At 69.7% G+C, this 12,433-nt stretch carries 7 protein-coding genes; 5 read left to right on the top strand and 2 right to left on the bottom strand.

Annotated elements, in window-relative coordinates:
* Window positions 1-384: 384 nt before the first annotated feature.
* From ACIODU_RS33060 to ACIODU_RS33050, 3 genes are read left to right on the top strand one after another with little or no spacing between them, the layout of a single operon-like run.
* Window positions 385-1,785: an ABC transporter substrate-binding protein gene (locus tag ACIODU_RS33060; protein ID WP_401772727.1), complete on the top strand. Its 1,401-nt coding sequence runs from the start codon at window positions 385-387 to the stop codon at window positions 1,783-1,785.
* A 4-nt stretch (window positions 1,786-1,789) separates the two neighbouring features.
* Entirely contained in the window at window positions 1,790-3,157 is a 1,368-nt protein-coding gene (locus ACIODU_RS33055) for a carbohydrate ABC transporter permease (protein WP_401772725.1), read from the top strand.
* The gene (locus ACIODU_RS33050; RefSeq protein ID WP_401772722.1) at window positions 3,154-4,035 is read left to right on the top strand and encodes a carbohydrate ABC transporter permease; all 882 of its coding nucleotides are present in this window, start codon (window positions 3,154-3,156) and stop codon (window positions 4,033-4,035) included. The genes ACIODU_RS33055 and ACIODU_RS33050 overlap by 4 nt, the downstream gene beginning before the upstream one ends.
* A 272-nt stretch (window positions 4,036-4,307) precedes the next feature.
* On the opposite strand, the gene ACIODU_RS33045 is transcribed toward ACIODU_RS33050, so the two are convergent.
* Window positions 4,308-4,919: a TetR/AcrR family transcriptional regulator gene (locus ACIODU_RS33045; RefSeq protein WP_161308849.1), complete on the bottom strand. Its 612-nt coding sequence runs from the start codon at window positions 4,917-4,919 to the stop codon at window positions 4,308-4,310.
* A gap of 138 nt (window positions 4,920-5,057) precedes the next feature.
* Here ACIODU_RS33045 and ACIODU_RS33040 point away from each other — a divergent pair, with 138 nt between their 5' ends.
* Together ACIODU_RS33040 and ACIODU_RS33035 are read left to right on the top strand one after the other, a co-directional pair.
* Entirely contained in the window at window positions 5,058-6,017 is a 960-nt protein-coding gene (locus ACIODU_RS33040) for an ABC transporter permease (protein ID WP_401772719.1), read from the top strand.
* A 46-nt stretch (window positions 6,018-6,063) separates the two neighbouring features.
* Entirely contained in the window at window positions 6,064-6,879 is an 816-nt protein-coding gene (locus ACIODU_RS33035) for an ABC transporter ATP-binding protein (protein WP_401772730.1), read from the top strand.
* 122 nt (window positions 6,880-7,001) lie between these two features.
* Here the strand turns inward: ACIODU_RS33035 and ACIODU_RS33030 are convergent, their stop codons facing one another.
* Entirely contained in the window at window positions 7,002-12,062 is a 5,061-nt protein-coding gene (locus ACIODU_RS33030; RefSeq protein WP_401772716.1) for an NAD-glutamate dehydrogenase, read from the bottom strand.
* Window positions 12,063-12,433: the final 371 nt, after the last annotated feature.

Below are 12,433 nucleotides of genomic sequence, written 5' to 3'. Positions count from 1 at the left end.
GCTACGACAAACGAGCCCGCCACTACAAAGCCCTGGTCACCCTCGCCTGCCTACGACTCTGGCTCCCCAACTGACATTGCGGACACGCCCTAGGGGGTGTCTTGCCGATCAGGCCGGATCGGCAAGACACCCACCCCCTAGAGATCTCCTCGAACCCTCGTCCGCCCCTAAGAGACACAAGATCCCCATACGTCCGCCGAACCCCGTTGTGGCACGTCACGAGCCCATCACGATCAGCTGGTTGGCCATGAGCGCAGTATTGCGGCGCCCGGTCACCCGGCGTAGGACTGTGCGCACGGGACGAGAGCGGCGCCGCCACGTCACGGCTGCGACGCCGGTTCCGTATGCGTAGAACCAGACGCGCACGGGAGAGACGGGGCAGCGATGCGCACAACTCGTACAGCACGTAGGGCTCTTGCCACACGTACCAGCACACGTACCACTTGCACGGTCGCCGTGGCGATCGTCGCGGCGGGCGCCGTGACCCTCGCGGGCTGCGGCGGCTCGGACGACGGCAAGGGCACGGACACGGACACGCCGGCCAGCAAGGCTCCGGCGGCCACGGTCCAACTGCCCAAGCTCGACGGGGAGAAGATCGAGGTCGCGGCGGTCTGGACCGGCCCCGAGCAGGAGAACTTCACCAAGGTCCTGAAGGAGTTCGAGAAGCGCACCGGCGCGAGCGTCACGTTCGTGCCCGCGCAGGACCCGATCGTCAACTTCCTCGGTACGAAGATCGCCGGAGGCAGCCCGCCCGACGTGGCGATGCTGCCGCAGGTCGGCGCGATCCAGCAGGCCGTGGCGAAGAAGTGGGCGAAGCCGGTCGGCGCGGAGGCGAAGGCGCAGCTCGCAAAGAACTACGACCAGGGCTGGCAGGACCTCGGCGCGGTCGACGGCACCCAGTACGGCGTGTACTTCAAGGCCGCCAACAAGTCGCTGGTCTGGTACAACAACGCCGCGTTCGAGAACGCGGGCGCCGCGGTCCCGAAGACCTGGAAGGACTTCCTGACGACCGCCGAGACGATCTCGGCCTCGGGAGTCACCCCGGTGTCGGTGGCCGGCGCGGACGGCTGGACCCTCACCGACTGGTTCGAGAACGTCTACCTCTCCCAGGCGGGCCCGGAGAAGTACGACCAGCTCGCCCAGCACAAGATCAAGTGGACCGACGGCTCGGTGCGGGACGCGCTGACCACCCTCGGCGAACTCTTCGGCAAGCCCGCGCTGATCGCGGGCGGCGCGGACGGGGCGCTCCAGACGGAGTACCCCGCGTCCGTCACCCAGACCTTCACCGGCGGGGACCAGCCGAAGGGCGCGATGGTCTTCGAGGGCGACTTCGTGGGCGTCAACATCGGCCAGACCGAGGCGAAGATCGGTACGGACGCCAAGGTGTTCCCGTTCCCCGCGGTCGGCCCCGACGCCCCCGTGGTGACCGGCGGCGACGCGGCCGTGGCGCTCAAGGACTCCAAGGGCGCCCAGGCGCTGCTGACGTTCCTGGCCTCCCCGGACGCGGCGAAGATCTGGGCGGAGTCCGGCGGCTTCCTGTCGCCCAACAAGGGCCTGGACGTGGCCGCGTACCCGAACGACGTCCAGCGGGACATCGCGAAGGCGCTGATCGCGGCGGGCGACGACTTCCGCTTCGACATGTCGGACCAGATGCCGCAGTCGTTCGGCGGTACGCCCGGCAAGGGCGAGTGGAAGGCCCTCCAGGACTTCCTGAAGAACCCGAAGGACGTCGCGGGGGCCCAGCGGAAGCTGGAGTCGGACGCGGCCAAGGCGTACAAGAGCTGACGGGATGACGTCGGCGACAGCGGAGGGCACCAAGAGCACCACCCCGGTGCCCTCCGTCCCGGGCAACAAACGCAAGAGCGTGACGGGCACACGTAAAACGATCGCGGCCGGCTTCCTGCTGCCCGCGCTCGTGCTGCTGGGCGCGCTCGTGGTCTACCCCATCGGGTTCTCGGTCTACCGGTCCTTCTTCGACAAGTCCGGTGGCAGCTTCGCCGGGCTCGACAACTACATCGAGATATTCACCGACGACACCATCCTGACGGCGGTCAAGAACAACGCGATCTGGGTCGTCGTCGCCCCGACGGTCGCCACCGCGCTGGGCCTGATCTTCGCCGTGCTCACCGAACGGGTGCGCTGGGGCACGGCGTTCAAGCTCGTGGTCTTCATGCCGATGGCGATCTCGATGCTCGCGTCGGGCATCATCTTCCGGCTCGTGTACGAGCAGGACCCGGAGCGCGGGATCGCCAACGCCGTCTGGGTGGGCGTGCACGACACGTTCAGCGACTCGGCCGGCTTCCCGAAGGCGCATCCGCTGCCGGTGCACCCGCTGAAGGCGGCGGGCGGCGGGGCGTTCGTCACCAAGGACACGGTCCGGGCGGGTACGGACGTCCAACTGCCCCTGGTCGGGGTGGCCCCGGACGTGATGCCGTCCGACGCCGAGCGGGCCAAGGCGCCCACGCCGTCGTCCGGCAACGAGGACAAGGTCAACGGCACCGCCTGGCTGGACTTCACCCGGGGCGGCGGCGGGAAGCCCAACGTCATCGACGCGTCCGAGCTGGGCCTCAAGGGCATCAAGGTCGAGGCGGTCAAGGACGGCAAGGTCGTCGCGAGCACCGAAGCCGCCGCCGACGGTACGTTCAGCCTCCCCGCCGAGGCGGACGGCGCCCAGCTCCGGCTGCCCGCCTCGAACTTCCGGGAGCCGTACAACGGGGTGAACTGGCTCGGGCCGAACCTGGTCACCCCCGCCATCATCGGCAGCTATCTGTGGATGTGGGCGGGCTTCGCGATGGTCCTCATCGCGGCGGGCCTGGCGAGCGTGCCCCGTGAACTGCTCGAAGCGGCCCGGGTGGACGGCGCCAACGAGTGGCAGGTCTTCCGCCGGATCACCGTGCCGCTGCTCGCCCCGGTCCTCGCGGTGGTCATGGTCACCCTGATGATCAACGTGCTGAAGATCTTCGACCTGGTCTTCATCATCGCGCCCGGCTCGTCCCAGGACGACGCCAACGTACTGGCGCTCCAGCTCTACCGGTCGTCGTTCGGCACGGACGCGGATCTCGGCGTCGGCAGCGCCATCGCCGTACTGCTGCTCCTGCTGGTGATCCCGGTGATGCTGTTCAACGTCCGCAGGATGCGAAAGGAGACTCGCCGATGACCACGACCGAGCCCGCGGTCAAGGCGAAGCAGTCCCTCGCGGCGCGGCTGGCGGCCCGGGCGGGCGGCGGCGTGCTGCGCGTCTTCCTGCTCCTGGTCGCGCTGTTCTGGCTGATGCCGACGATCGGGCTGCTGTTCTCCTCGCTGCGCGACTCCACGGACATCAGCGCGAGCGGGTGGTGGCAGGTCTTCACCGCCCCCGCGCAGCTGACCACGGAGAACTACTCCCGGCTGCTCGACAACGACGTCATCACCAACTCGCTGTTCTCCACGGTCCTGATCACCGTCCCGGCGACGCTGCTCGTCGTGGTGATCGGTTCGCTCGCCGGATACGCCTTCGCCTGGATGGACTTCCCGGGGCGCGACTGGTGGTTCCTGGTGGTGGTCGGCCTGTTGGTGGTGCCGGTGCAGGTCGCGCTGGTGCCGGTGTCGAAACTCTTCGGCGCCGTCGGCATCTTCGAGACGACCTTCGGCGTGATCCTCTTCCACGTCGCCTTCGGCCTGCCCTTCGCGATCTTCCTGTTGCGCAACTTCTTCGCGGAGATCCCGAGGGAGTTGCTGGAAGCGGCGCGGCTCGACGGGGCGGGTGAGATCCGGCTGTTCACGCGGGTCGTGATGCCGCTGGGCGGGCCGGCCATCGCGTCGCTGGGCATCTTCCAGTTCCTCTGGGTCTGGAACGACATGCTGGTGGCGCTGGTCTTCGCGGACTCGAAGAATCCGCCGATCACGGTCGCACTCCAGCAGCAGGTACGGCAGTTCGGGAACAACGTCGACGTCCTGGCGCCCGGGGCGTTCGTGTCGATGGTGATCCCGCTGGTCGTGTTCTTCGCGTTCCAGCGGCAGTTCGTGACGGGCGTGATGGCGGGGGCCGTCAAGTAGCCGACGGGCGGCCGTCGAGTGACCGCGCGCCGGGGAGGGTTCACTTCTCCCCGGCGCGTTCCCGCGTGCGGGCACCCCGCGCACCGCGACCACCACCGCGCGCGGACGCCGTCCCTGGGCCCGGCCCGTTTCTGCCCGTACGGGGACGCCGGGGCGGCCGAGCGGGTGGTGCGCCGCGTCCTCCTGACGTGATCGTCCTGACGTGATCGTCCTGACGTGACCGACGCGCCCCGATCCGCTTCCGGATCCGCTTCCGATCCCCCGGGCGGGGCCTACGCACCGCCCTTGAGCGCGGCCACCGCCGACGCCGCCAGCATGTCCAGATACCCCTTGGGCAGGTCGTTCCTGACCACCACGAGCCGCCAGTACAGCGGCCCCACGGTCAGGTCCAGCGCCCGGTCCGGGTCCGTGCCCTCCGGCAGTTCCCCCCGCTCCACGGCCTCCCGCACGATCACCGCCGCGATGCCCTGCTGGCCGTCCAGCAGCGCCGTCTTGATCGCGTCGGAGATCTCCGGGTGGCGCGCCGCCTCCACCAGCAGGTCCGGGATCACCTGCGAGGCCACCGGATGGCGCAACGCGTGCGAGGCGACTTCCAGCAGCGCCCGTACGTCCCCGTAGAGCGACCCGGTGGCCGGCGCGGGCAGGCCCTGCGCGGCGAAGACGGACAGCAGGTCCAGCACGAGCGCCAGCTTCGACTTCCACCGCCGGTACACCGCGGTCTTGCCGACCCCGGCCCGCCGCGCGATGCCCTCGATCGACATCCGGGCGAACCCGACCGCGGCCAGTTCCTCGAACACCGCGGCGCGGATGGCGTCGGTCACGTCCTCCCGGAGCACGGCGGCTCCCGCGGGTACGCGGCGTGAAATGCGCGGATCCGTGGTCATGAGTTGAGCATAGCTTGACCAAGGCGTCACGACGCTACGGTTGCGTTCCGTCGGAAAATCGTCCTAGCATCGACGTTGCGACGATACGGACCCGTTCCATCGCCTGCGTCGACCCAGCCACCGTCGAAAGCGGTACCTGTGAGCCAGACGATCTCCCCCACCACGCCGAACCCCGGACAGGACCCCGACCGGAAAGGCGAGAACGCCCAGGTCGGAACCGGTCTCCTGCCGCCCGGTACGGACCTCGCCGCCCTCGCCGCCCGCCACGGCCTGACCGTGAGCGGAGCGCGCCCCTCACTGCCCGCGTACGTCCGCCAGCTCTGGTCGCGCCGTCATTTCATCACCGCGTTCGCCACCGCGCGGCTGATGTCCCAGTACAGCCAGGCGAAACTCGGCCAGGTCTGGCAGATCATGACCCCGCTGCTCAACGCGACGGTCTACTACTTCATCTTCGGCGTCCTGCTGAACACCAAGCACGGCGTGCCGGACTACATCCCGTTCCTGGTCACCGGTGTCTTCATCTGGACCTTCACGTCCAGCGCGATCACCTCGGGCACCCGGGCGATCTCCGGGAACCTGGGCCTCGTCAGGGCCCTGCACTTCCCGCGCGCCTCCCTGCCCCTGGCCTTCGCCCTCCAGCAGCTCCAGCAGCTGCTCTTCTCGATGGCCGCGCTGGCCGCGATCCTGGTCTGCTTCGGGCAGTACCCGACGCTCAGCTGGCTGCTGGCGGCGCCCGCGCTGGTGCTCCAGTCGGTGTTCCTGGCCGGCCTCTCGATGATCATGGCCAGGCTCGGCGCCAAGACGCCGGACATCGCCCAGCTGACGCCCTTCCTGCTGCGCACCTGGATGTACGTCTCGGGCGTGATGTACAGCATCGACAAGGTGTCCGGGAAGCTGCCGCACTCGGTGGCGCTGCTCCTCCAGTGGAACCCCGCCGCCGTCTACATCGACCTGATGCGCTTCGCCCTCATCGACAGCTTCGGCTCCGACAAGCTGCCCGACCACGTCTGGGCCATCGCGCTCGGCTGGGCGGTGGTGGTCGGGGTCGGCGGATTCGTCTACTTCTGGAAGGCAGAGGAGGAGTACGGACGTGGCTGACCTCACCAAGACCGACGCGCCCAGGACCCACCCGACCAAGGCCGACCTGACCAAGGCCGAGACGCGGACCGCCCCCGCCCCCGAGCCACCCGCCCCCGAGCCCACCCCCACCGTGATCGTCGACGGCGTCCACATCACGTACAAGGTCCACGGCACCAAGGGCGGCAAGGGCTCCGCGACCTCCGCCCTCAGCCGTATCGCCTCCCGGCGCGCCGCCCCCGGCGTCCGCGAGGTGCACGCCGTCAAGGGCGTCAGCTTCGTCGCGTACAAGGGCGAGGCCATCGGCCTCATCGGCTCCAACGGCTCCGGCAAGTCGACGCTGCTCAAGGCCATCGCCGGGCTGCTGCCGCCGACCCAGGGCCGGATCCACACCGAGGGCCAGCCGTCCCTCCTCGGCGTCAACGCGGCGCTGATGGGCGACCTCACCGGCGAGCGCAACGTCATCCTCGGCGGACTCGCCATGGGCATGACCCGCGAGCAGGTCCGCGAGCGGTACGCGGACATCGTGGAGTTCTCCGGCATCAACGAGAAGGGCGACTTCATCTCGCTGCCGATGCGGACGTACTCCTCGGGCATGGGCGCCCGCCTGCGCTTCTCGATCGCCGCCGCCAAGAACCACGACGTCCTGCTGATCGACGAGGCGCTCTCCACCGGCGACGCCAAGTTCCAGCACCGCAGCAAGGAGCGCATCGCCGAGCTGAGGAAGGAGGCCGGCACGGTCTTCCTCGTCAGCCACAGCAACAACACCATCACCGAGACCTGCGACCGCGCGCTCTGGCTGGAGTCGGGGGTCCTGCGGATGGACGGCCCCGCGAAAGAGGTCGTGGCCGCCTACCAGAAGTTCACCGGCGGCAAGAAGTAGGTTCACGGAGCGGGAAGCCGGAGCAGGACGGCCACGCGCCCCGGCCTCCGTACGGGCTGAGAGACAGCTCGTACGAAGGCCGGGGCGCGGCGCTGTTCGGCCTGACGACGCAGCCGTACGGCTCAGCTGTGCGTCCGCAGCAGCGTCCGCATCGTCCGCATCGCCACCGACAGATTCGCCAGGTCGAACGCGTCGGAGCTCTGGATCTCCTCCAGCGTCGTACGCGACCGCCCGAGAATCGCCGCGTTCTTCTGCTCCCACGCCTTGAAGCGCTCCTCGGGAGTCGAGTTGGCGTCCCCGACGGACAGCACGTCCGCGGTGAGCCCCGCGTGCGCCGCGTACAGGTCCTCCCGGATGGAGGCGCGGGCCATGGACTGCCAGCGGTCGGCCCGCGGCAGCTCGATGATCCGGTCCATCAGCTGCGTGATCCGCAGCCGGTCCCCGAGGTCGTAGTACACCTCGGCGACGCCCAGCGGGTCCTGTCCGGTACGGTCCGCGATCGCCACGATGTCCAGCGTCGGGAAGGCCGACGAGAACCCGGCGACCCGCAGGGCCAGCTCCTCCGGCACGTCCGCCGAGGTCAGCTCGTCCAGGATGCGCTGGTACCACTCCAGCTCGGCGCCGCGCAGCATCGTCGGCAGCTGCGCCCAGACGTCCTCCACGCCGGCCGCGAAGAACTCGATCGTGGACGCGATCTCCAGCGGCTGCGGCCGGTTGCCCAGCAGCCAGCGCGTGCCGCGCTCGACCAGGCGGCGCGAGTGCAGCCGGATCCGGGTCTGGACGTCGGCCTCGACCTTGTTGTCGAGCGCCTCGACGGCGTCCCACACGGCGTTCAGCCCGAAGATCTCGCGGGCCGCGGTGTGCGCCCGTACGATCTCCTCGATCGCCGCCCCCGTCTCCTCGCGGAGCCGGTGCAGGAAGGTCGAACCTCCCGTGTTCACGGTGTCGTTGACCAGCACCGTCGTGATGATCTCGCGGCGCAGCGCGTGCCCGTCGATCTGCTCGGCGAACTGCTCCCGCAGCGGGGCGGGGAAGTACGCGTGCAGCAGCTTGCGCAGGTACGGGTCGTCGGGCAGATCCGTGTGGATCAGCTCCTCCGCCACCGTGATCTTGGTGTACGCGAGCAGCACGGCCAGCTCGGGCTGGGACAGCCCCTTGTTGGCGTTGAGCAGCTCCCGGATCTGCCGGTCGGTCGGCAGGAACTCCAGCGCGCGGTCCAGGTGCCCGTCCCGCACCAGCCGGCGCATGAAGCGCTGGTGGGCGTGGAGCAGGGACGGGGACTGGATGAGGGCGTTGCCGAGCGCGGTGTTCTGCGCGTAGTTGTTGCGCAGCACGAGCGCGCCGACCTCGTCGGTCATCGCGGCCAGCAGCTTGTTGCGCTGCTTGACCGTCATGTCCCCCTCCGTCACCAGGCCGTTGAGCAGGACCTTGATGTTGACCTCGTGGTCGGAGGTGTCGACGCCCGCGCTGTTGTCGATGGCGTCGGTGTTGACCTTGCCGCCCTCGCCGCCGGCGCCCCGGCGGGCGAACTCGATGCGGCCGAGCTGGGTCAGCCCCAGGTTGCCGCCCTCGCCGACGACCTTGACCCGCAGGTCCTCGCCGTTGACGCGGATCGCGTCGTTGGCCTTGTCGCCGACGTCCGCGTCCGTCTCCGTGGACGCCTTGACGTACGTACCGATCCCGCCGTTCCACAGCAGGTCCACCGGGGCCTGGAGGATCGCCTTCATCAGGTCGGCGGGGGTCAGCTTCGTGACACCCGGCTCGATGCCGAGCGCCTCGCGGACGTGGGTGTTGACGGGGATGGACTTGGCCGTACGGGGGTGGATGCCGCCGCCCTGCGACAGCAGGCTCTTGTCGTAGTCGGCCCACGAGGAGCGCTGGAGGCCGAAGAGCCTGCGGCGCTCCGCGAAGGAGGTGGCCGCGTCCGGGTGCGGGTCGATGAAGATGTGCCGGTGGTCGAAGGCCGCGACCAGCCGGATGTGCTCGGAGAGCAGCATGCCGTTGCCGAAAACGTCACCCGACATGTCGCCGACGCCGACGACCGTGAAGTCCTCGGACTGGGTGTCGTGGCCCAGCTCGCGGAAGTGCCGCTTCACGGACTCCCAGGCGCCGCGGGCCGTGATGCCCATGCCCTTGTGGTCGTACCCGGCGCTGCCGCCGGAGGCGAACGCGTCGCCGAGCCAGAAGTCGTAGGCGACCGCGACCGCGTTGGCGATGTCGGAGAAGCTTGCCGTGCCCTTGTCGGCGGCGACGACCAGGTAGGTGTCGTCCTCGTCGTGCCGTACGACGTCCGTGGGAGGCACCACCGCGCCCGCGACCATGTTGTCCGTGATGTCGAGCAGCGCCGAGATGAAGATCTTGTAGGCGGCGATGCCTTCGGCCAGCCACGCGTCCCGGTCCACGGCGGGGTCGGGCAGCTGCTTGGCGACGAAGCCGCCCTTGGCGCCGACCGGCACGATCACCGTGTTCTTGACCATCTGCGCCTTGACCAGGCCGAGGATCTCCGTACGGAAGTCCTCGCGCCGGTCGGACCAGCGCAGCCCGCCGCGCGCGACCTTGCCGAAGCGCAGGTGCACGCCCTCGACGCGCGGGGAGTAGACCCAGATCTCGTACGCGGGCCGGGGCGCCGGCAGGTCGGGGATGGCCTGCGGGTCGAACTTCATCGACACGTACGTGTGGTGCTTGGCGACGGGCTTCTTGTCGGCCTTGCCGGGGTTCTCGGCCCGCTCGGCCTCGCCGGTCCTGTCCGTCGTCCCGGTGTCCAGGCTCGCGGACTGGAAGTAATTGGTGCGCAGCGTGGCCTTGATGAGCGTGAGGAAGGACCGCAGGATCCGGTCCTGGTCCAGGCTCGCGACCTGGTCCAGCGCTCCGTCCAGCTCCTCCAGCAGACCGTCCGTCAGCTCCGTGCCGGCGCGCTGGTGGCCCGGCGACATCCGCGCCTCGAAGAGCGAGACCAGCAGCCGCGTGGTGTGGACATTCGTACGGAGGGTGTCCTCCATGTAGTCCTGGCTGAAGGTCGACCCTGACTGGCGCAGGTATTTGGCGTACGCGCGCAGCACCATCGCCTGGCGCCAGCTCAGCCCGGCCTCCAGGACGAGGGAGTTGAAGCCGTCGTTCTCGGCGGCGCCGGTCCAGACGGCCGCGAAGGCCTCCTGGAAGCGCTCGCGGGCGTCGTCGGCGCGCGTCTCCCCGCCCAGGCCGCCGACCGGCATCCGCAGGCCGAAGTCGTAGATCCAGGCGTGGGTACGGTCGGCACAGCGCAGCTCGTACGGACGCTCGTCGACGACCTCCACCCCGAGCCGCTGGAGCACGGGCAGGACCCGTGAGAGGGACACCTGCTCGCCCAGCCGGTAGATCTTGAAGCGCCGCTCGCCGGGGGCCGCCCCGACCGGTTCGTACAGGGAGAGCGAGAAGTCCTTCCCGTCGTTGGTCAGCGCCTCCAGGTGCACGAGGTCGGCGACCGCGGCCCGGGGGCTGTGGTCGGCCTTGTAGCCCTCGGGGAAGGCGTTCCCGTACCGGCGCAGCAGCCCGGCGGCGCGCTCCTCGCCGCATTCGGTGTTGAGCGCCTCGGAGAAGGCGTCCGCCCAGGAGCGGGCGGCCTCGACGAGCCGGGCCTCGATCCGGTCGGCGTCCGCGTCGGTCAGCTCGCCGATCTCGGTGCCCGGCGGGACGCGGACGACGAAGTGCAGCCGGGAGAGGATCGATTCGGTGTTCCACGCGGTGAAGTCGACGCTGGTGCCGCCCAGCTCCTCCTTGAGGATGTCGACCAGCCGCAGCCTGACCCCGGTGGTGTACCGGTCGCGCGGCAGGTAGACGAGGGCGGAGTAGTAGCGCCCGTACTCGTCCTGGCGCAGGTACAGCCGCAGCCGCCGGCGCTCCTGGAGGTACAGGACGCTGGTGACGATCGAGCGGAGCTGGTCGACCGGCGTCTGGAACAGCTCGTCGCGGGGGTACGTCTCCAGGATCTGCACCAGGTCGCGGCCGTCGTGGCTGTTCGGCGAGTAGCCGGCGCCCTCTAGGACCTCGGCGACCTTGCGGCGCACGACCGGCACCCGGCGGACGGACTCGGTGTACGCGGCCGAGGAGAAGAGGCCCAGGAAGCGGCGCTCGCCGACGACGTTGCCCTTGTCGTCGAACTTCTTCACCCCGACGTAGTCGAGATAGCTGGGGCGGTGCACGGTGGCGCGGCTGTTGGCCTTGGTGATGACGAGCAGCTTGTGCTCGCGGGCCTTGGCGCGGGCGTCGGCCGGCAGCCGGCTGAACGAGGGGCTGACCGGGTGGTCGTCGTCCTCGCTGTGGTGCGGGTCGGAGCGCAGGATGCCGAGGCCGGTGCCGGCCACGGCCGACAGGGAGTCGGTGTCCGTCAGCTGGTACTCGCGGTAGCCGAGGAACGTGAAGTGGTCGGCGGCCAGCCAGCGCAGCAACTCCCTGGCCTCGTCGACCTCCTGGGCGCGCAGGTCGTCGGCGGTCGGCTCGCCGGGCAGTTCCTCGGCGATACGCAGCGCGGCCTCGCGCATCTTGTCCCAGTCCTCGACGGTCTCCCGTACGTCGGACAGGACGCGCCGCAGGTCGGCGGTCATCTGCCGGAGGTCGTCGCGGTCGGACTCGCGGTCGATCTCGACGTGGATCCAGGACTCGGTGAGCGCGTCGTGCGGACGCTCCGCCCCGTCGGCGGGGCCGTCGGGAAGCACCTCGATCAGCTTGCCGGTGACGTCGCGGCGGACGACGACCTGCGGATGGATCACGGCGTGGATGCCGCGGCCCTGGCGGGACAGCTCGTTGGTGACGGAGTCGACCAGGAAGGGCATGTCGTCGGTGACGACCTCGACGACGGTGTGGCTGGACGTCCAGCCGTTCTCCTCGACCGTGGGGGTGTGGACCCGCACGTCGGCGGTCCCCTGCGGGCGGTTCTCGGCCAGCCGGTAGTGGGAGAGCGCCGCGCCGTAGAGGTCGACCGGATCGCGGTCGGCCAGGTCTTCGGGAGCGGTGTGCAGGTAGTAGCGCTGGAGGTACGCGAGCAGCGCGTCCTGTCCGGAACGCCCCCCGTGCTCGGATCCGCCCGTGCCCTGGTCCGCCGGGGGAGTGCCCCCCAGCCCTCCGGTCTCCCCCGCCGGGCTGTTCTCAGCGACCCGGGCCGCCCGTTCGAGCAGCTCGGCCTTGGCTTCGTCCAGCTTGGTCTGCATGTCCTCTGGCTCCTGTCGCGCGCCGTTGCGTGACGTAGATGAAAGAAGCGCCACAACGCCACGACGCGGGGTTTCCGGTCGGGTTCGACGTTATGCCGCGATGAGAGATGTCCGGGACGTTATTGGCCAATTTTGACGGCCGGCCCGGATAACGGAGATCGACGACGGCCCGGGCGCGGTGGCGCTCCGGGCGCAGACGGGGGGCTTCGCTGCCCCCACGGCATATCGCGCTGATCACCGCCCCAGGCTATCGCCCTCCACCTGCCCGCCGTCATGAGCCGCATGTGTACAAAAGCGCAAGGTGAACTTTGACACTCCGGCCACACCAAGCCCGTCCGGCGTTTGAGGACATCAGTGAGCCGCACCGCCCA

Origin of the sequence: Streptomyces sp. NPDC088261 (assembly GCF_044740805.1) — a bacterium.
Classification (GTDB): Bacteria; Actinomycetota; Actinomycetes; order Streptomycetales; family Streptomycetaceae; genus Streptomyces.
The sequence above is the reverse complement of the archived record's forward strand: the minus strand, read 5'-3'. Positions and strand labels throughout refer to the sequence as shown.